19 protein-coding genes and 1 pseudogene are annotated in these 20,137 nt (G+C 64.7%); 7 read left to right on the top strand and 13 right to left on the bottom strand.

Annotated features, from left to right (window positions below):
* Positions 1–119 (top strand): annotated as a pseudogene (locus MSM1_RS23150) (hypothetical protein); the annotation flags it as partial.
* 18 nt (positions 120–137) lie between these two features.
* On the opposite strand, the gene MSM1_RS21315 reads toward MSM1_RS23150, so the two are convergent.
* On the bottom strand, positions 138–1,433 hold the full coding sequence (locus tag MSM1_RS21315; protein ID WP_213446262.1) for an alpha/beta hydrolase: 1,296 nt from the start codon (positions 1,431–1,433) through the stop codon (positions 138–140).
* A 317-nt stretch (positions 1,434–1,750) separates the two neighbouring features.
* On the bottom strand, positions 1,751–2,728 hold the full coding sequence (locus MSM1_RS21310) for a universal stress protein (RefSeq protein ID WP_213446260.1): 978 nt from the start codon (positions 2,726–2,728) through the stop codon (positions 1,751–1,753).
* A gap of 308 nt (positions 2,729–3,036) precedes the next feature.
* On the opposite strand from MSM1_RS21310, the gene MSM1_RS21305 reads away from it, so the two are divergent.
* Together MSM1_RS21305 and MSM1_RS21300 are read left to right on the top strand one after the other, a co-directional pair.
* Positions 3,037–3,303: a hypothetical protein gene (locus MSM1_RS21305; RefSeq protein ID WP_213446258.1), complete on the top strand. Its 267-nt coding sequence runs from the start codon at positions 3,037–3,039 to the stop codon at positions 3,301–3,303.
* 69 nt (positions 3,304–3,372) lie between these two features.
* Positions 3,373–5,286, top strand: coding sequence for a pyruvate kinase (locus MSM1_RS21300; protein WP_307857476.1), 1,914 nt, complete (start codon positions 3,373–3,375; stop codon positions 5,284–5,286).
* On the opposite strand, the gene MSM1_RS21295 is transcribed toward MSM1_RS21300, so the two are convergent.
* The 8 genes from MSM1_RS21295 to acsA form a co-directional block, all read right to left on the bottom strand.
* Positions 5,283–6,551: a serine hydrolase domain-containing protein gene (locus MSM1_RS21295; RefSeq protein WP_213446256.1), complete on the bottom strand. Its 1,269-nt coding sequence runs from the start codon at positions 6,549–6,551 to the stop codon at positions 5,283–5,285. The two genes, MSM1_RS21300 and MSM1_RS21295, sit on opposite strands and share 4 nt — an antisense overlap.
* 182 nt (positions 6,552–6,733) lie before the next feature.
* Complete coding sequence (locus MSM1_RS21290) at positions 6,734–7,198, bottom strand: FHA domain-containing protein (protein ID WP_213446254.1); 465 nt, start codon at positions 7,196–7,198, stop codon at positions 6,734–6,736.
* Positions 7,199–7,376: 178 nt separating this feature from the next.
* Positions 7,377–8,588 carry a YncE family protein gene (locus tag MSM1_RS21285; RefSeq protein ID WP_213446252.1) on the bottom strand — a complete coding sequence of 404 codons (1,212 nt, stop codon included), beginning with the start codon at positions 8,586–8,588 and terminating at the stop codon, positions 7,377–7,379.
* Between the two features lie 201 nt (positions 8,589–8,789).
* Entirely contained in the window at positions 8,790–9,044 is a 255-nt protein-coding gene (locus MSM1_RS21280) for an acyl carrier protein (protein WP_374101759.1), read from the bottom strand.
* Between the two features lie 10 nt (positions 9,045–9,054).
* Complete coding sequence (locus tag MSM1_RS21275; protein ID WP_213446248.1) at positions 9,055–10,254, bottom strand: dihydrolipoamide acetyltransferase family protein; 1,200 nt, start codon at positions 10,252–10,254, stop codon at positions 9,055–9,057.
* A complete protein-coding gene (locus tag MSM1_RS21270) occupies positions 10,251–11,228 on the bottom strand; it encodes an alpha-ketoacid dehydrogenase subunit beta (RefSeq protein ID WP_213446246.1) in 978 nt (325 codons plus the stop codon). The genes MSM1_RS21275 and MSM1_RS21270 overlap by 4 nt, the downstream gene beginning before the upstream one ends.
* Positions 11,225–12,202, bottom strand: a complete 978-nt coding sequence (gene pdhA / locus MSM1_RS21265) for a pyruvate dehydrogenase (acetyl-transferring) E1 component subunit alpha (RefSeq protein ID WP_213446244.1) — start codon at positions 12,200–12,202, stop codon at positions 11,225–11,227. The genes MSM1_RS21270 and pdhA overlap by 4 nt, the downstream gene beginning before the upstream one ends.
* The gene (gene acsA / locus MSM1_RS21260) at positions 12,199–13,989 is read right to left on the bottom strand and encodes an acetate--CoA ligase (protein WP_213446242.1); all 1,791 of its coding nucleotides are present in this window, start codon (positions 13,987–13,989) and stop codon (positions 12,199–12,201) included. The genes pdhA and acsA overlap by 4 nt, the downstream gene beginning before the upstream one ends.
* A 128-nt stretch (positions 13,990–14,117) precedes the next feature.
* Between acsA and MSM1_RS21255 the strand changes: the two genes are divergently transcribed.
* Positions 14,118–14,534 carry a nitroreductase family deazaflavin-dependent oxidoreductase gene (locus MSM1_RS21255; RefSeq protein WP_213446236.1) on the top strand — a complete coding sequence of 139 codons (417 nt, stop codon included), beginning with the start codon at positions 14,118–14,120 and terminating at the stop codon, positions 14,532–14,534.
* A gap of 159 nt (positions 14,535–14,693) precedes the next feature.
* A complete protein-coding gene (locus MSM1_RS21250; RefSeq protein WP_236057615.1) occupies positions 14,694–15,560 on the top strand; it encodes a universal stress protein in 867 nt (288 codons plus the stop codon).
* A gap of 104 nt (positions 15,561–15,664) precedes the next feature.
* On the opposite strand, the gene MSM1_RS21245 is transcribed toward MSM1_RS21250, so the two are convergent.
* Positions 15,665–17,011 (bottom strand): IS256 family transposase, encoded by a 1,347-nt coding sequence (locus MSM1_RS21245; protein WP_213441922.1) that lies wholly within the window; start codon positions 17,009–17,011, stop codon positions 15,665–15,667.
* 119 nt (positions 17,012–17,130) lie between these two features.
* Here MSM1_RS21245 and MSM1_RS22360 point away from each other — a divergent pair, with 119 nt between their 5' ends.
* A complete protein-coding gene (locus tag MSM1_RS22360) occupies positions 17,131–17,391 on the top strand; it encodes a hypothetical protein (protein ID WP_236057449.1) in 261 nt (86 codons plus the stop codon).
* 95 nt (positions 17,392–17,486) lie between these two features.
* Here MSM1_RS22360 and MSM1_RS21240 read toward each other — a convergent pair whose 3' ends face one another.
* A complete protein-coding gene (locus MSM1_RS21240) occupies positions 17,487–17,903 on the bottom strand; it encodes a CBS domain-containing protein (RefSeq protein ID WP_213446232.1) in 417 nt (138 codons plus the stop codon).
* Between the two features lie 270 nt (positions 17,904–18,173).
* Here MSM1_RS21240 and MSM1_RS21235 point away from each other — a divergent pair, with 270 nt between their 5' ends.
* Positions 18,174–19,340: a CapA family protein gene (locus MSM1_RS21235; protein WP_213446230.1), complete on the top strand. Its 1,167-nt coding sequence runs from the start codon at positions 18,174–18,176 to the stop codon at positions 19,338–19,340.
* Positions 19,341–19,428: 88 nt separating this feature from the next.
* On the opposite strand, the gene phoU is transcribed toward MSM1_RS21235, so the two are convergent.
* Positions 19,429–20,097 carry a phosphate signaling complex protein PhoU gene (gene phoU / locus MSM1_RS21230; protein WP_213446228.1) on the bottom strand — a complete coding sequence of 223 codons (669 nt, stop codon included), beginning with the start codon at positions 20,095–20,097 and terminating at the stop codon, positions 19,429–19,431.
* Positions 20,098–20,137 lie beyond the last annotated feature (40 nt).

Below are 20,137 nucleotides of genomic sequence, written 5' to 3'. Positions count from 1 at the left end.
AGGTTGGGTTTACCGAGTGGACGCGGGACGGCAAGCTGCGTCATCCCCGCTATAAAGGCCTGCGCACCGACAAGGCTCCGTCCCAGGTGGTCAGGGAGACACCCGATGTCGCGCAATAACCGCCACTGGCCGGCACGTCAGGCCATCGACGAATTCCACTGCCGTGACACCGCGCGGTGGTGCGCCGCGTAGATCTCGGCCAAGAACTGCTCGACGGCAATCGCCGCGTGCGCCGCGCGAACCGAGCCCAATATGTCGAAGCCGTGCTGGGTCAACGGCAACTCGGCATACACGACGGGCTGCCTGCTGACTTGGCGCAGCCGGGCCACGAAGCTGCGCGCTTGCTCGACCGGGACCAGCGAGTCGTTGCGACCGTGCAGCACGAAAAACGGAGGAGCATCGCGGGAAACGTGAGTCACGGGTGACGCCGCCAGGTACGGCTCCGGATTCGTCAAGCGGGATTGTTTGACGACCATTCGCTCCAGCAGCGGCAACAGCATCGGATGCATCGCATCCTGCACGCCAGCGAAGTCATAGACGCCGTAGAACGGCACGGCGGCTTGAACGCGGGTGTCGACGTCTTCGAACCCCGGCTGAAACCGGGGATCGTTGGCTGTCAGTGCCGCCAGCGACGCCAAATGGCCCCCGGCAGAGCCACCGGTGATGGCGATGAAATCAGGGTCGCCGCCATAGTCGCCAATATGCGCCTTGACCCACGCGAGCGCGCGCTTGACATCAACGATGTGGTCCGGCCAGGTATTGCGCGGACTGTGGCGGTAGTTGATCGCCACACAAATCCAGCCGAGTTCTGCCAGGTGACTCATCAAGGGATGGGCCTGGCCGCGTTTGTTCCCCATCGTCCAGGCACCACCAGGGATTTGGAACAACACCGGCGCCTTCCCGGTCCGATCCAGATCGGGACGCCGCCAGATGTCCAGGTGGTTCGCGCGGCCGTATGGACCGTAGCTGATGTCGGCGTCGTGCGCATACTCCCGATAGATCCGCATCATGCGAAGCACCCCCGGTGTCTTGGCGGTGCCGCCGCCCACGGGCCGACGCCACAGGCCCGCCGACCCGGTGCGGCGCTCGGCTCCCAAGCCGGCGTCCAGCGCGGCGGTCAGCACGGCGTTCGCCCGGTGGCCCGCGCGACTGAAGTTCGCCAACCCGACCGCCGAGAGGCCCGCCACCAACCATACGACCCACCGCACCGGTCGCGTCAGACGCCGGGCCGTCAGCACCAGCCCACCGAGCTGGCTCGCCAGCGTCTGCAATGGCAACTCCGTCACAACCAGACCGAACACCCACGCCCACAGCGAGAGGTATCCAGAACGCGCCAGCGGCCGGTATCCGTTGACGGTCGCGGCAGCGGTCACCGCCGCGACCGCCAACGCCCCTACTTGACGGACGACGTGGGTGATTCGAGCGTTCCGCATTCGGCCACCTTACGAGACGATCTCGATGGCCGGTCACGGCGGCGTCTTGTTGAGCCTTGCAGGCGGATTCCCCGCTCAGGTGGGCCCGGCTGTTTGGGTCCCACGAATTTCATCGAGTTCCCGGCGAAGGCGCGCAACTTCTGCTTCGAGATCATGCAGAGCGTCCGATAGCTCCTCGACCTCGGCACGGTGGCGCCGGCGGTGGCCGGGCGGCTCGCCCGGCGCGTAATACGCCGCCGCCGGTGGCGACGCATACGCCTGAGATGCATAGGGATACCCGTGGTGATGCCCTGGACCATGTCCACACCCGCAGCCCATCAGTTGCTCCTTTCTGACGTCAGATCTCGACCCGGGCTCTGACGACCGTGGTGCCCGCCATTACGGTGCGGCCCCCGGGCGACGATCACCGGTATCTGCGCGGCGTTCACGACCGCCCTGCTCACCGAACCCACGGGCATGCCGGGAAATCCACCGCGGCCGTGGCTGCCCACCACCACCAGCTGAGCAACCTCCGCCTGTTCGAGCAGCCGATATGCCGGCCGGTCGGACACGACGACTTGGTGTACGAGGACGTCGGGGTAGCGTTCCCGCCACCCCGAAAGCCGTTCGGCCAGAACTTCTTGCTCACGGACCTCGAAATCCGCCCACTCGATCGGCGCCTGACCGGGGCGGCCGAACTCGAGCGCACCCAGGTCACTCCACGCGTGCAGCGCCACCAGTTCCACGCCGCGCCACGACGCCTCATCGAAGGCGATCTGGGTTGCCAACTCCGATGCCGGCGAGCCGTCGATACCCACGACCACGGGGGCGCCCGCTGGCCTAGCCTTAAGCGCGTCCCCATCGTGGATAACCGCAACCGGGCAGTGCGCGTGGCGAACCAGACCGGCGCTGACCGATCCCAGCAAGGCGCGGGCCACCGCGCCCTGGCCGCGGCAGCCCACCACGACCATGTCAGCCTCCTGGGAAAGGTCCACCAGCGTGGGCACGACCGGGGCGTAGCGCACCTCGCTCGTCACCGCCGACGCCCGACGCGATGCACCGGCCTCGACCGCGAGCTTATGGGCCGCCTCGATGATCTCGCGAGCCTGGCCTTCCCGCCGCTCCCAGTAGTCCGAAGGCGCCTGAATTTCCGCCCACCCCTCTGGGGCCGCCACCTGCGGCGCAACTACATGCACCAGCGTGAGCGGCACGTTACGCATCTCGGCGTCTCGCGCCGCCCATCCGACCGCTGCGGCCGAGGAAGGCGAACCATCCACACCGGCCACAATCCCCAGCGGCGCTGGCTGACGCGACATCCCGCCCTCCTCCCAGCGCCAACTAAACCGTGCCGTCACCGGCGATTCGGCCCGAAGATGGTGCTGACGTTAGCCGCCCCTCGGCATCGGGTCAGGAGGCATAGGTCCCTGAATTGCAGGGAACTATGGCCTGGCACTATGGCCCAGCGTGCCTGCGGGGCCGTGCGCTGCCGCATCCACCGGCGCCGCAGGGGGCCGACGGGGAACTAGGGGAAGGACTTTAGCCACTATCGGCTCCGGCCTGAGACGCATACCGTCGAGTCCGGCGGGAACCGTGCAGCACCCAAAACCCCGTGAGGAGGGGAATCATGACCGAGACGCCGCAGAAAACGGTGACAGAGCGGTTGGTCGGCTTGTCTGACGACGTGCTCGAATCGCTGGAAACCGGACGCACCGCAGCCATCGAGGCGGTGCGCAAGTTCGTCGATGAGGTGACCCCTGTGGTCGCCGAAGAGGGGCGGCGCAAGAAGGTCGTCGACGCCGCTCTGGATTTGGCCGAGGAACTCGTCAAGGCGCACCTCGAGTTCTTGCGCAGTGTTGTGCGAAGCGTTGGTCAAACCCTGGGCAACGGGTGACTCGGCGTCAGCTGATCACCGCGGCCTTCCGTCTCGGCGCGGCCGTGGACGAGTGGAAGGGAGTTGTTGGTGCCCGCTCAGCCCAGCTCGCCCAAGCCGGCCAGCCAGGAGGCACACCCCTCTGGCCTGACACGGCCAAGCCCCGTCGCGCAGTTACTGCGGCTGGAAAGCGAGGTTAATCGGCTGCTGAGCCAATTGGGCGAAGCGGAATCGCTGTGGTCGCGGTGGCTGGCGACCGTCGCCGAAGAGCAGCGCACCAGCGCACGAAATCTCGTGCACTACTGGGCAATCCGGCAAAACGACTTGCGTGATCTGCAGGCCCGCCTGGCCGCGTTCGGGTTGTCGTCGCTGGGACGCAGCGAGGCCCACGTCGAGGCCACCTTGTCGCTGGTGCGCTCGGCCATCGGCGCGATGCTGGGCAACGGGTGGCACCCACCGCCGCCCCCGACGGTGCGGATGGAGGAAGGGATACGGCTGCTTCGTCAGCGAACCGTTGACCTTCTCGGACCCCAACCCATGGGGCGGGTCACCCGCATCATGGTCACTCTTCCGTCTGCAGCCGCAGAAAACGACAACCTGGTGCATGAACTGGTGCGACGCGGTATGAACCTCGCCCGGATCAACTGCGCCCACGATAACGCGCTGGCGTGGCGGTCGATGGCCCGGAATGTGCGACAGGCCGCCAAAGCGACCGGCCGGCCCTGCTTGATCGCGATGGATCTGGCCGGACCCAAACTACGCACCGGCCCGTTGCAACCCGGCCCGCGAGTCGTCAAGCTTCGTCCGGAGAAGAACGCTCTCGGGGAAGCCGTCGCCCCGGGCCGGGCGTTGCTGAGCGCGGCGGACGAGCCGGTGAGCCCACCCCGGGAAGACCTTCCGACAATCCCCGTGCCCCGCGACTGGCTGGCTCGCCGCCGAGCCGGGGAGGTGCTGTGGGTGCGTGACACCCGCGGATCCAGCCGCCGCCTCGTGCTGTACGACGATGATCAAAGACCGGTTGGCGCAACGGGATTGGTCATCACTGCAGACAAAACAACGTATTTGGCAACGGGAACGGTTCTGCATGTCGAGGGGGACGATGATCCGGTCGAAGTCGGGAAGCTGGCACATGTACCGCAGAGCCTGCTGCTGCACCGCGGCGATATTCTCAAGCTGACACGAGATTGTAGTCCCGCCCCCGTGCAGCCCGGCGGTGTAGCGCAAATCTGCTGCACCCTCCCGGAAATCTTCAAATACGCCCGCCCCGGGGAGAGCGTGCAACTCGATGACGGCCGCATTGGCGGCCACATCGTCAGCGTCAGCGACGCGGCGTTGAGCATCCGGATCGACCACGCCGCCGACGGTGGATCCCGGCTGGGTGCCGACAAAGGCATCAACCTCCCCGACACGCACCTGCCGATTCCGGCGCTCACCACCAAAGACATTGACGACTTGTCGGTGGTCGCCGAATTAGCCGACGTGGTGGAGATGTCGTTCGTCCGCCAACCCTCCGATGTCGAACGACTGCTCGACGAGGTGGGCAGGCTCGGCGCGCGCCATCTGGGGATCATCCTCAAGATCGAAACCCGCCAGGCGTTTGAGCATCTGCCCCAACTGCTGCTTACCGTCATGCGTCACCCGCGGGCTGGCGTCATGATCGCGCGCGGAGATCTCGCCGTCGAGTGCGGCTTCGACCGGTTGGCGGAATTACAGGAGGAGATCCTCTGGCTGTGCGAGGCCGGCCATCTTCCGGTGGTCTGGGCGACGCAGGTGCTTGAGCAATTGGCCAAAACCGGCAACCCGTCCCGAGCCGAAATAAGCGACGCCGCAATGAGCGAGCGGGCCGAATGCGTGATGCTCAACAAGGGTCCCTACATTGGCGACGCCGTGGTGGTCCTCGACAAGATCCTTCGGCGCATGGCAGGACATCACCAAAAGCGAACCGGCCTGCTGCGGTCGTTACGCTCGTGGCGTCCCGCCAGCCCGCCTTCGGCCCTGCCCTAGCCGGCTACGCTTTCGGCCGCCTTGGGATAGGGTGCCCCGAAGTCGGGCACCACGCGGTAGCCGTGCCGCCGGGCCGCGGCTGCGCCGCGCCGCAGCAATGCGCCCAACCCGATGAACGTGGCCTGGTCGAAGACCATCGGTGTTAGCAACCGGTTGTGCACAAAACCGAACCCTATTCCGCTGGTCGGGTCGGCCCATCCGATCGATCCGCCTAAACCGGCGTGACCGAATCCGGGCAGTAGACCCGGGATGGGCACCGCGTGATAACCCATGTGCCAGGACAGCGGCAGAAACAGGTTGTAGTCGGGACGCAGGCTCGGCCTGCCGGATAATCCTGCTACCAGCTCCGCGGACAGAAATTGCGTCCTGTCGAGTCGGCCGTGATTGGCAATCGCGCCGTAGAGCCGCGCCAGCGCCCGCGCCGTGCAAACCCCGTTGGCCGCAGGCACCTCACCATCAAGCATCGGAATATCGCCTTGGACAAAGGCTTTCATTCCCGGGAAGTACATGGCGCCGAACGCGGCCGAGAAGGGGAAGGCGGCGATTTTCGGCGCGATGAAGTTGAACAGCGGGTTTGCCCGGCTGCTTTGCGGGACGATGATCTGGGCGGTCCGCGTGGGGGCTGTGGCCGGCGGCCGGCCCAGGTGCAGCCCATCGCTGTTCAGCGCCGCCGCGAGTTCCGTGCGGATCAACTCGCGCATCCCCTTGCCGGTGACCGCTCGTGCCAGGCCGGACATCAGCCACCCGTAGGTCAGCGCATGGTAGGCCGGCTTGCCCAGCAGCCGCCCCGCCGGCGCTGCCGCCAGCCGGGCCTCCATTAGCCGGGAGTTCATCAGGTCGGTGCCGCGGGCGCCGCCCAAGTGTGACAGCCCGGCGCGATGACCCATTACTTCCCGAATCGTGATAGCTGACTTGCCATTGGCTCCGAACTCCGGCCAGTAGTCGGCAACCGGCGCGTCATAGGCCAGCATCCCCCGGTCGACAAATCGATGAATGACCGTGGAAGCCAAGCCTTTGGTCACCGAGAACACCATCGCGCCGGTGTCCGCCGACCACGCCACCGTGCCGCGGCGATCGGCCCAGCCTGTCCACACGTCGACCACCGGTCGGCCATCGAGATAGACCGCGAGCGCGCCGCCGCCAAGACGGCGGGACGGAAACAAACTGGCGAAACTGCGTACAGCACACCAAAAATGGGGATCAGCCGCGCCTACGACCCGGGGCGATAGCCGGCTTTCTAGCCGGGAAGCACTCGCTCTCCCCATAGGTCACAGCATCGCTCGACGATATCGTCGCGAACGAGTGATGGAGGGCCCGAGATCACCGCCATAAGTCACTGCTCAGAAGGGCCGAAAGCCTAGTCCGCGTGGGTCTAAAGCCCTATCAAAATCACGAGTGACTGCAGAGGCGCCGCACGCGGTGGTGATCGATGACCGCCACCGCGTGATCAGATGGAAGATCGCGGGGCTCCGGCGTCACTGGACTGGCGTCTACCCGCCACGGGTCCAGTGAGAAACACCAGGCTGAATTTACCGATCTGGATCTCATCGCCGTTGGCCAGCACCGCCGACTCCACCGGCTTGCGGTTGACGTAGGTGCCGTTGAGACTACCGATATCGACGATCCGGAATTCGTCGTTTTCCCTGCGGAATTCGGCGTGTCTGCGGCTGACGGTGACATCGTCGAGGAAGATGTCGCTTTCGGGGTGCCGGCCCGCCGATATGCAGGCACGATCCAGCAAAAATCGCGATCCAGCGTTGGGGCCGCGCCGGACGGCCAGAAGTGCCACGCCGCGGGGCAGCTCTTCGACTCCCCAGGCCTCCGCGGCGTTGACAGCGGCGGAGGGCTCGCGCTCGCCGGCAAGGTCGGGGCGAAATACCGCGGTGTTGTCCCCGGTGGCGTCGTCGGGCATCTGGTCGTTACCTTACAATATGTAGACTTCAATATGTAGAGATGTATGTCAGCATCTGGTGGCGATTTTCAGCCGGCCGTGTCATGGACTACCCACAGGATAGTGGACCGAAAGACGTTCGACTCGAGAATTCGCAATCACCTTGCCCCCCCGTGGGACCGCGTTTTGTCGATTGGCGTTAAAGTCCCGCCACGACGACGCCCAGCCAATAGTCGCTGGCATACAGACGGCAACCGTCGGGACTGATCGCTAATCCCTGGGGATGACCGCCGATATCGATGGTGCTGACGACGCACCCGGTGACGGTGTCGATGACCGACACGGTGCCGGCACCGAAATTGCCGACATACGCGCACTTGCCATCCGGGCTGATCTGCACGCTTCGGGGCAGCTCGCCGACCGTGATGCGCTCCGCTTCGCCGGTAACCGTGTCGAGGACCGACAGTGAGCAAGAACCGGCCACATACGCCTTCAAGCTGTCTGGGGTAAGAGCCAGGGCAAGTGGTGCGTCACCCAGGACGATCGGCGTAACGCGGTGGGTGGCAAGGTCGACCGCTGACACGGACTCGGTGTCGACGTGCGTTGCATATATCGTCGAGCCATCCGGGCTGACGGTCATGCCGTCGGGGCAGGCGCGTAGGTCGATGGCATCGATTACGGCCCGGGCCGCGGTGTCGATCACGCTGACGAAACCGTGACCATACTGCTGATAGGAGCTGTGCCGAGACAATCCTGCATACACGTGGGTGCCGTTGGGACTCACGGCGAGGTCCGCGATGCTATAGCCCGAGTACCCGTTTTCACCGGGAATGGTTGCGAGCACGTCCCCTGCGGTGTCGTACACCGAAATCCAGCTGGTGCGACAGCTGCCGTTCCCGGCATTGTGTGCAGCGTAGGTCAGCGCCCCATCCGGGGTGATGACCTCACGCGCACAGCAGGCGCCGGAAAGCTCACGGACCCGCCGATGGATCGTGTCGACAACCCAAACGGTGCTTTCGTCGCCGGTGACATAGAGTCGGTCGCCGTCAGCGCTGGTCGCCAGATCCTTGGGATGCCCGCCGGTCGGGATCATACCGACGATGTTGTTCAGGCGGCTGATCACCACGATGGAGTTGCGCTGCCCTACGTACAGGTGCGAGCCGTCAGGGCTGACTACCACATCGCCGGTCGCCTCGCCCAGAGCGATGGTTGCGATGACGGTTGGCGGCGATGCGCGATGATGCGGGGCTGGGCCGTGGGCGATCGCGGGGTCGACGAACTCCCGCGGGCCTGCGTCCCCCGGGCCGACGGTGTTTCCCAGGCCGGGCCTCGACGGCGATCCGGCTGGTGATCCGTCGACGCCGGGACCGTCACGTATGCTCTCGCGGATAGCGCAGTCGGCAAGGTGCATGATGACCCACTTTCGACACGCCGTGCTCTGACTTTCATGCTCCAGGTGGGGTTCACAACGCGCATAGGGGCAAAAGTCATTTGTCCGGCCGCAATCCTTCCGTGTTATGCCCGGCATCGGCGTCGGGTGCGCTGCGATAGGGAATGCCACGGGGAACGAAGCACCGGTCCCAAGGGCCAGGATGCTGTGGGCACGGCGTGGTTAATTCGGCTCCACCCGATGCTTCTCGACGTATCCGACGACGTCGGCGAGGGTGCGCAACGACGCGTAGTCCCGTTCGGGAATGTCGACGTGTAACCGCTTGTGGATGCCGACCAGGAAGTTCAGCCAATCCATCGAATCGAGGTCAACCTGGTCTCGCAGCAGTAGCTCGTCGTCGATATCGTCGGCCGTCACTTCCGGGGCGATGGCCGTCAAGACCGACAGCACCTCGTCACGGATGTCTTCTCTGGTCATCATCTGCTCTTCACTTCTCCAAAACGCCGGGCTGCTGGAGCAACTCGTCGACCGCCGCAAGAAACAACGCACCGCGGTGCCCGTCACTTGCGCGGTGGTCGGCGGCGAGCGTGGCCTGCACCGTGGTGACGACCCGAATCCCGCCGTCGATCACACAGACCCGCTGCGCGGGCTTGCCGAAACCGACCAGGGCCACTTGCGGCGGGTAGATCACTCCGAAGACGGTGTCGACACCTTGGTCGCCCAGGTTGGTCACGGTGATCGTCGGGTCCGACATCTCGGAGCTTCGCAGCGAGAAGGCGCGGGCCCGGGCAACCAGGTCGGTGAGGTCGCGCATCAGCTCATCGAGCTTCTTATCAGCAACGTCGTGAATAGCCGGCGCGACCAGACCACCACCGCGCAGCGAGATCGCGACACCAACATGAACTCCGGTGCCGGGCTGAAACGCGTCATCCCGCCAGAATCCGTTGAACTCGCCGAATCGCTGGGCCGCAAGGGCCACGGCCTTTAACTGCAGAACGGCCGGCAGTAGCCGCTCGGTGATGGGTCGCTCCGCGTTGCGCGCGCTCAGCCAGCTCAGCGCGTTTTCCATCACGATCTCGTCCGCCAGATAGTAATGCGGAATCTCGCGTTTCGAGCGGCTCATCGCCGCGGCGATCGATCGCCGCATGTGCGCGGCACGCTCCGCTGCGCTGGGTTTGGCTTTCGGCTTGGTCACGGAGGCGGCGGCGTGTTCCACATCGCTGATGGTGATCGCGCCCTGTGGGCCGCTGCCGGTCACGCTATCGAGGTCAACGCCCAGCGATGTCGCTAACCGCCGCGCAGCGGGTGAGACCCACCGGCGTTGGGGTGCCGTTCGCGCCGGGGCGGCGAGCGGCCGGACTGGACGCGCCGGCGCCCCAGCCGCGGCGGGGGGCTTAGCTGAGACCGCCACCGGCTTTGCGGGGACCTTCGCCGGTTTTTCCGACGTCTCTCCCGGTTCCAGCAGGGTCGCCAATACCGTTCCCACGCCGACGGTTTGGCCGACCGGAACCAGCAGTTCATGCACCGTGCCCTCATGCCAGCACTCGACTTCCACGGCGGCTTTGCTGGTCTCGACTACGGCCACTACCTGTCCGCGCTTCACCTCGTCACCGGGTTTGACCCGCCATTCCTCGAGGGTTCCCTCGTCCATGTCCGCGCCCAGCGCGGGCATCTTGAACTCGATCATCGCCGATCACCGAACAGGCTTTGTGCCGCGGCGACGATCTTGTCCGGCTGCGGGAGAGCAGCCTCTTCTAGGTGTCTCGCATAGGGTATGGGTACCTCTGCGCTGCAGACCCGGGCAATGGGAGCGTCAAGGTCGAAAAACGCTCCCTCCACGATTCGTGCGCTGATTTCGGCCGCCAAACTACCGCTGCGCCAAGCTTCGTCGACCACCACCGCCCGGTGGGTCTTGCCAACCGACTCCAATATCGTGTCATCATCCAGCGGACGCAAAACCCGTAGGTCGATCACTTCGCAGTCGATTCCGCCGATCGCCAATTGATCAGCGGCTTCCAGCGTTTTGGGCAGGCACCCGCCATAGGCGATCAGGGTTACATCAGATCCGCTACGGCGGACAGCCGCGCGAGAAATATCGGTGGCTGTAAGCTCGTCGACGTCGGTTGTGGTGTTGTAGAGCTGGACATGCTCGAAAATCACCACCGGATCCGGGTCCGAGAGCGCGGTGCCCAGCATGCCGTAGGCGTCAGCCACCGTCGCCGGAGCAACCACCTTGATTCCCGGGATATGGGCATACCAGGGCTCGAGGCTATGCGAGTGCTGGGCGGCCAATTGACGGCCCGCACCAGTAGCCATCCTGATCACGAGCGGCACCGAGAATTGACCACCAGACATATGGCGAAGCGCAGCAGCGGTATTGACAATCTGATCGAGTGCCAGCAGACTGAAGTTCACTGTCATGATTTCGACGATCGGCCGAATCCCGTTCAGGCAGGCGCCGATTCCCATGCCGACAAAGCTCAATTCCGACAGCGGAGTGTCGCGCACTCGCTCTGGACCGAATTCCTCGAGCAGTCCTTTGGACACTGCATACGTTCCGCCATATCGGCCAACGTCCTCGCCCATCAATACAACTCGGGGATCGGCGCGCAGTGCGTCGCGTAACGCGTCGTGAACCGCGGTGCGATAGCTGGTCTTCACGTTACCGCCTCTGCTGCCGGCGTCAGCACATCACGCTCGAGATCCTCCACATTCTCCCAGGTCCCGGCCTCGGCGAAGGCTACCGCGGCCTCGATCTCGGCATCGGCCGCCCTTTCGATGCCGGCAATATCCGCGCGCGTGAGTGTGCCCTCACGCACGCAGCGCTCACTGAACGCCGGGATGGGGTCGCGCTTGCGCCACCGCTGCACCTCGGCCTTGTCCCGGTACAACTCGGGATCAAACATCGAATGGGCGCGAAAACGGTAGGTGCGAAATTCGATGAAGAACGGGCCACCCGAGTCGCGGACCTGCGCGGCGCCCTGTTGTGCGGCCGCATGACACGCCATCACATCCATGCCATCCACGGCGAGCGTCGGCACGCGGTAGGCCGCGGCCTTGGCCGTCAGGTCGGTTTGCGATTGCGCCCGCTCCAATGCGGTTCCCATCGCATAAAAGTTGTTCTCACAACAAAACAGCACCGGCAGCTGCCACAGCGCCGCCATGTTCAAAGACTCGTGGAAAGCGCCCTCAGCAACAGCGCCGTCACCGAAATAGCATGCGGTAACGCGGTTGCGGTGCATCATCGCATCGCCCAGGGCAAGGCCGACCGCGAGCGGCAAGCCGCTGGCCACGATCGCGTGCCCGCCGTAAAAGCGGGTAGCCGCGTCGAACAGGTGCATCGACCCACCACGGCCTCGCGAGCAGCCTTCTTGTTTGCCGAACATCTCGGCCATGATCGCGTTCATCGACACGCCACGCAGCAGCGCGTGCGCGTGCTCGCGATAGGTCGCCACCACCGCGTCGTCGGCGTCCAACACTCGCAGCGAGCCGGCCGCGACGGCCTCCTCGCCGACGTAGAGGTGCAGAAATCCACGAATCTTGGTTTCCCCGTAAAGTTCTGCGCACTTTTCTTCCATTCTGCGCACCCGCACCATATCCGACAGCAGCCTGCGGGCAAGTTCGACATCGGTCACGCCGACACCCCCTGGACGTGCGGCCCTGCCGGTGTCTCGACCGTGGACGTGTCACCTTCGGGTAACCCGAGTTCACGCGCTTTCAGCAACCGCCGCATGATCTTCCCGCTGCGGGTATGCGGCAGCGAGTCGGCGAATTCGATCTCCTTGGGGGCGACCGCAGCGCCTAGCTTCTTGCGGGCGTGGGCCAGCAACGCCAGCCGCAGCGCGTCATCGCCGGTGAACCCATCCTTCAGCGTGACGAACGCCTTGACGATCTCGCCTACCACCGGATCCGGTTTGCCGATGACCGCCGCCTCGGCGACCGCGGGATGCTCGGTCAGGGTGTTCTCGACTTCGAACGGGCCGATTAGATGCCCGGCCGACTTGATGACGTCATCGGCCCTGCCGACAAACCAGAAATAGCCATCAGCATCCTTTTTCGCAAGGTCCCCGGTGAGGTAGAGCCCGTCGGTGAATGACTTGCGGTAGCGCTCGTCGTCGTGCAGATAGCCCCGAAACATCGACGGCCAACCCCTCTGGAGTGCAAGCTCACCTTCACTATCCGGCTCGTCGATCACCGAGACGCTGCCGTTGTCGTTATGTCGCACTATGTATGCGTGCACGCCGGGCAGTGGCCGGCCCATCGACCCCGGTTTGATATCGAACGCGGGCGTGTTGGCGATCATGATTCCACCGGTTTCGGTCTGCCACCAGTTGTCGTGAATCGGCAGGCCCAAAACGCGTTTCCCCCACCAGACGGCCTCGGGGTTCAGCGGCTCACCAACACTGGCGATGAAACGCAGGCGCGGAAACCGATACTGCGACGCGAGTTCGGGACCAGCCTTGATGAGCATCCGGATCGCGGTAGGCGCGGTGTACCACACCGTCACGCCCTGATCTTGCAGGATGGTGTACCAGCGCTCGGCGTCGAATTCCGCCTCGTCGACGATCGAGGTCACGCCGTGCAGCAACGGGGCGATCACACCGTAAGAGGTCCCGGTCACCCAGCCCGGGTCGGCGGTGCACCAGAAGATATCGTCGGAATGCAGGTCCAGCGCGTACAGGCCGGTGACGTAGTGCATGGCGACGGCGCCGTGCACATGGATGGCGCCTTTTGGCGTCCCGGTAGTGCCGCTGGTGAAGTGCAGCAGTGCCGGGTCGTCGCCAGTTGTGGGCTCGATCGGGGAGTTCTCGCCGGCTGCGCTCATCAGATGCCAAAAGCTGAGCCCCCCATCGGGGGTGTTCTGGCCGTCGACCAGCAGGATGTATCGAACCGATGTCAGGCGGTTGCGGACCGGGGCGATCTTTCGCCGGTAGATCGAGGCGGTGGTCACCAGGACATCGGCTTGGCCGATGCCGACCCGGGTGGCGATGGGTTCGGGCCCGAAGGCCGAGAACATCGGGCACACGACGCTGCCGTTGCGCAGGGCGCCCATGATCGCGATATACAGCTCGGGGAGTCGGCCCATGACCGTAAAGACACGGTCGCCCTTGCCGATGCCGAGCGAGCGTAGGGCGCTGGTGAACCGCCGCGACAGCTCGGCCAGCTCGCCATAGCTGAATTGCCTGGTCGCGATCCGGCCGTCCGGGCCGGCATCGGTGATGAACCGCAGTGCCGTACGGGTTCGTGCCGGTCCCTCGGCGTGGCGGTCGACGGCGGCGTAAGCGATGTTGCAGCCGCCGCCGCCCATGCCCTCGCATAACGGCGGCACGTCGGCCCAGTCGAATGTCGAACAGATCTGCTCATAGTTGGTGAGGTTCGGCGTGACGACGAGATCGTCGGAGGTCTTGTGAATGATCTGCATGCTGGGTCCTAGCCGGGTATTGCCTTCATGGTTTCCGTGCCGGGCAAGCCGCGATAGGGACAAAGGTCACCAAAGGTTGCGGCCGGAGGGCCCTGCCCGAGGAGCCGGTAGGTGGCCAACATGGGGGCATGGACAGCACCAGCACACATCGTTCGGTCCGGGACGCGGTACGTGTGTTCAACAAGTTCGTGCTCAACCCGGCGATGATGCGACTGGCTGGTCGAAAATTCTGGTACGCCTCGGTGATCAGGCACACGGGACGTAACTCGGGCCGGCAGTATGCGACACCGGTGGTAGCGGTGAAAGTGCCGGACGGATTCATTGTGCCGCTGCCCTACGGCACAAACGTCGATTGGCTGCGCAATGTGCTGAGCGCAGGCCGGGCGACGATCCAGGTCAGTGGCCAAACTTACGGCGTCGTCGAGCCCGAAATCATCAGCGCCGCATCGGCCGCGCCGCAACTACCGCCAGTACGTCGGCTGGTGTTTCAGCGCTCGGGAATCACCAGCTTCGTCAAACTGAAGCGTGCCAGCCCCCGCGGCTAAAGCCTCATACGAGCGCTGCGGTCGTGGGCTCGGACCGCCGGAATAATAAAGCAAATAAGGCACAACGGATCAGCAAGTGAGGACTAATGCCTCCTGATCGGCCACCACACATTCGATAGGGTTCTTGCGTTCTCCCGTCGTCGACTGCCCGGGGTGCACATGTTGGAGTATCTTCCAGCGACATCGGTCGTCGTTGGCATCGACGGGTCGCAGGCAGCGGTTCGCGCTGCCCGGTGGGCCGCCGAGAAGGTGGCGGGTTCCAATATCCCGTTGCGGCTGCTCTACGTCCGGGAGCAAAACCACACCGGCAAGCAGGCACTCGCAACCGCGGAGCGGGCGCTGCACGAGGCATCCAGCGCCGTCGCCACCCTGGGAAAGCCGGTAAAGGTCGAGACGCAAATCGTGAGTGGCAGCCCGGCGCCTGTGCTGATCGAAGCGTCAGGTGCCGGGGCATTGCTCTGTGTCGGCGGGACCGGAACCACCCATCCCGAGTCCGACGGCGTCGGTGTTACCGCCGCTGAGTTGGCGCAGTCCGCGGCGTGCTCGGTGGCGGTGATCAGGAGCCGCGGTAACGCCCCGGTGGGTGACGGCCGTTCGATTGTCGCGCTGGTCAGCGAGTCGGCAGAAAACAGCGACGTCCTGCAGATGGCGTTCCAGGAGGCCCAGCGGCTGAACGCTCCGCTGGCGGTGATCTCAGCCTGGGAGTCCGGGTTCAACGACCTTCAGGACGACCGCATCATCGACGAGCGTGACCGCCAGGCGCGAACCGCACTCGATCGCGATGTGGCGGCGTGGATGCCCCGCTATCCCGAGGTCAAAGTCCAGGCCATTGCGGCCTACGGCACGTTCCTGAACTACCTCACCGAGCACGCAAAGACCACTGGGTGGGTTGTGATCAGCGGCGCACACACCGGCCAGGTACGGCAGCTTGTTGGTCCAGCGGGCGCGCATGCGTTGCGCAGCAGCGATTTCTCCGTCCTTGTCGTTCGCCGGCGCGATCACCAGATTGGTGGTCGTTACGGTTAGGAAAGCGTCCTTACGGTTCCTTACGGTTCCTTACGGTTAGGGGTGGCGTCTCAATCGCGGTGTAAAAGTTCGGGCATAGATTCCGCTCACTTGCGATTGTGATTTTAGGCGATGGCGCCGACAGCATCGGCCGGCGCCGCTCCGGTTTCGGCGCGTACTTCCGAATTTCGTTGCGGCAGTTGGTTCGGTGGGTCATGCAACGACCTTCGCAGGTCCTGTAGTAGCCGTAGCCCGGCCGGTGTCATGGTGAACCCGCGCCAGCCGGCCGAGGCGCGGTCGAGCACGGCCCACACCAGCTTCAGGCAGGAGTGCTCGCCGGGCAGTCGGCCGATGACCTTGACTCGGCGGCGGGTCTCCCCGAAGGTCCGCTCGATGAAATTGGAGTGGCGCACCCGGGCCCAATGCTCCCGCGGGAACCGCAGGTAGACCGTCAGCGAGTCACGGTCATCAAGAAGACACCGCACCGCCGCCGGATACGAGTCGCGCCAACGCTTGGCGAACGCGTCGATCCTCTTGTGCACGTAGGTGACCGCGTCGATGCCAGGCGCGATGTTCTCGGGCACATCGAAGATCGCCCAGTAGTCGGCCTTCACCTCGGCTTGGGCGTTTTTGGGCACTTTGGCAAGGATGTTTCTGGCGCGATGCACCAGACACCGCTGGCGCAGCGCGGCACCCATGGTGCGCTCCACCGCGCCGATCAACCCCGGTGCGCCGTCGCTGATCACCAGCAGCGGGCAGGCCAGCCCGCGCTCGCCGAGCCCGCGCAAAAACCCCTCCCAGGCGTCCCCGGACTCGCTCGCGGCGGCCTCCAGCCCGACGAACACCGGTTTGCCGTCGGTGTCGATGCCCCACGCCGCCAGCACCGGCTCGGCCGAGGCGTTGGCGTGGTACGTGAAATGGCTGCCGTCCAAAAACAGGTAGTCCAGCTCCACCTCGTCGAGGCGCCGACGGCTCCAGGACTCGAACTGGGTCTTGATGTCCTCACACACCCGCGACACCGTCGACTTCGACACCGCCGCGCCCTCGCCGAGCGCCTCGACCAAGGTGGCCTCCACGTCGCGGGTCGACAACCCGCGCACGAAACCGGCGATCACCAGCGACTCCAGCGCGTTGGTCTTGGTCACCCCCGTGCCGAACAACTGGCTGGCGAACCGCTCGGTGGTGCCGCGCACCTTCGGCCGGTGCAGCGTGATCGGGCCGGCGGTCGTTTTGACCGTGGTCGGGCAATACCCGTTACGCATCCCAGCCCGCGGATCCTCGCTGGTAGCGGCCCGCTGGTAGCGATCCCGGCCCAAAAACGCGCTCACCTCGGCCTCCAACGCGCACTGCAGCAGTAGCTGCGCGCCCAACTGGGCCACCCGCTCGACTGCACGCGACAAATCCTCACCACCGGCGAACACCCCATCAATCTCTGCCTGCAACCGCTGCGCAGGCGATATCCTCTTCGACACGGACGTGGGCTCCTTTCCTCAGACTTCCCGTCTTGGAGGGAACCTACGTCCGAACCCTTTTACACCGCCGCAGGGACACGACCCGGTTAGGAAAGCAACTAGGAAAGGGGTCGACTGAGATGGCGATCTGTGCTACCTGCGGCAATGACTACGACAAGGCATTCACGGTCACCTGGGTGGATGGTCACAGCTCAACGTTCGACAGCATTGAGTGCGCGGCAATGAAATTGGCGCCCACGTGCGCTAACTGCGGGTGTCGCGTTCTGGGCCACGGGGTGGAGGCCGATGGGAAGATATACTGCGGTGCGCACTGCGCCCGCATAGCCGGCAGCAGCGGAGTCAATGATCGCTTTCCCGCTCCGGTGGGCGCAAGGTCGTGAACGCTGTGACAACCACTGTGACCCATTAAACGAAGCTGCCCTTAGCAACTGATGACGCAGGTCATCGTGGTGAGGCTTGGGGTGAACGCCTGCCTTCAGGGTGCGTAGATGGCCTTGACGAACTCGGCGATGGCGTGCTCGGGCAGGTGACGGGCGATGTCGGCTTCGCTGACGATGCCGATAAGCCGGTGGTTTTCGATGACCGGCAGCCGACGGACCCGGTGCTCTTCCATCATGGTGAGCATCTGTTCGATAGTGGCCTCGCCGCCGATGTGATAGACGCGGCCCTGCGCCAGCTCCCCGGCCGTGGTGGTGTTGGGATCACGGCCGACGGCGATGCATTTGACCACGATGTCGCGGTCGGTGAGCAGTCCGTGCAAGCGGTTGTCGTCTCCCCAGATCGGCAGCGCACCCACGCCGAAGTCACGCATGTGCCGGGCCGCGGCGGCCACCGTCTCATGCTCACCGACATAGGTCACCCCGCGGTGCATGATGTCTTTGGCCATCGTCATGGTGTTCTCCTGAAACTCCTGATGTGCCTGGGTGATTGAGGAAAGACAGCCCATAATTTAGGCGTGGGCGATCAGCCGGGGTAGGGCCATTATGCCTTTTAACCACCGGCGTTTGACCCGTTGACTGCGTGCAGCGCGTGCAGTCGTGCGGGCAATGTGACCTTAGGCGCGGTGTTGAGGACATTCGGCCCCTCTCTCCTCGGTGGGCCGGGATGCGAAGGTGGCGGCATTGATGTCGGCGACTAAGCTGTGAAAAGGCGGTGATCAGGCATGGCTGGTGAGTCCGCTGTGGTGACAGTGCTGCTAGGTGGCGACGTGATGCTCGGGCGGGGCGTCGACCAGATTTTGGCTCACCCCGGTGACCCGCAGCTGCGGGAGCCGTATGTGCGGGATGCGCGGGAATATGTTCATCTGGCCGAGCAGGCGAACGGGCCCATTCCGCGTCCGGTGGACTGGAGCTGGCCCTGGGGTGACGTACTGGCGTTCCTTGACGACATCGCCCCCGATGTTCGCGTAATCAACCTCGAAACAACAATCACCGCCGACGGGGAATTTGCCGAGCACAAGGCGGTGTGTTACCGGATGCACCCCGACAACCTGCTGGCGCTCACGGTGTTTCGGCCCGACGTGTGCGCCCTGGCCAACAACCACATTCTCGATTTCGGCTATCAGGGACTAGCCGATACGATCATGGCCCTCAGCCCCGCCGGAATCCAGGGTGCCGGGGCAGGAACCGATGTGCTCATGGCGAGGCGCCCGGCGGCGGTGACGGTTCATGGCGGACACCGGGTGCTGGTTGGCTCGGTGGCGACGAAATCGTCCGGTGTTCCCGAATCGTGGGCCGCGCAGCGCGACCGGGCCGGGGTGTGGTTAATCCGGGATCTGTCACGCCATGTCGCCGATGACGTGGCGGCAGGGGTGCTCGTGCACAAGCGTGACGGCGACGTTGCGATCGTTTCGGTGCATTGGGGGCCCAACTGGGGCTATGCGGTCACAGCAGACGAAATCGGGTTCGCGCACCGCCTGATCGACGCCGGCGTCGACATTGTTCACGGACATTCCTCACACCATCCCAGGCCGATCGAGATATACCGCGGCAAACCCATCCTGTACGGCTGCGGTGATGTCATCAACGACTATGAGGGCATCGGCGGGCACGAGTCATTCCGCGGCGATCTCGGCCTGCTGTATTTGATCAGCACCGATCCGGTCAGCGGTGCATTGGTCTCGCTGCAGATGATCCCGCTGCGCGTGCGGCGGATCCGGCTCGAGCGTGCCTCGCAGACCGACGCCGAATGGCTTCGCGCCACCCTGGAGCGCACCAGTCGCCGATTCGGGATTCGTGTCGTGGCGCGACCCGACGACGACCTGCTGGAAGTCATACCCGTGGGCAGTACCATGCATCCCCAGATGAGCCCGGCGGATGCCGGCAGCTGATGGGTCACTGCTTGCGTGCCAACGCGCTTGTCGCGCCGGATGTATGGTGTGGTTTTCGGCGTGCGCCAGCCCCCACTGCTGGTGCGTGTCAGCCGGTTGTGAATCGGCGTTCGTCGTTGGTGTGTGCCCCGGTGGCCTGGAAGATGACTCGGCGGGCGACGTTGACAGCATGGTCGGCGAAACGTTCGTAGAACCTGCCCAGCAGCGTCATGTCGACGGCAGCCTCCACGCCATGCTTCCACTGGCGGTCCATTAAGACCGCGAATAGCTGCCGGTGCAAATCATCCATTGCGTCGTCTTCTCGGCGGATACGGGCGGCCTTGTCTAGATCCCTGGACAACAACACCTCTCGGGCATTGGCCGCTAATTCGACCGCCAGCCTACCCATTTCCGCGAAGTATCCATTGACCTCTTCCGGCAGAGCGTGTTGTGGGTGGCGGCGCCGGACGATCTTGGCGACGTGTAAGGCCAACCCGCCCATCCGTTCGAGTTCAGCAACGTTTTGGATCGAGCTGACGATCGCGCGTAGGTCGCCGGCGACCGGCGCCTGCAGGGCCAGCAGCAGGAACGCTTTCTTCTCGGCGCGCGCGCTCATTGCAGAAATCTTTTCGTGGTCGCTGATCACCTGCTCGGCTAGCACCAGATCGGCCTGCAACAATGCGTCAGTCGCGCGTTGCATCGCCAAACCGGCCAGCTCGCACATCTCTCCCAGCTGTGCGCTCAGCTCGGCCAGCTGCTCGCGATAGGCGGGGCGCATCTCCTCACCAGCCGTCACGTACGTCGGTCACCAGGCGTAC

Origin of the sequence: Mycobacterium sp. SM1 (assembly GCF_018361265.1) — a bacterium.
GTDB lineage: Bacteria > Actinomycetota > Actinomycetes > Mycobacteriales > Mycobacteriaceae > Mycobacterium.
The sequence above is the reverse complement of the archived record's forward strand: the minus strand, read 5'-3'. Positions and strand labels throughout refer to the sequence as shown.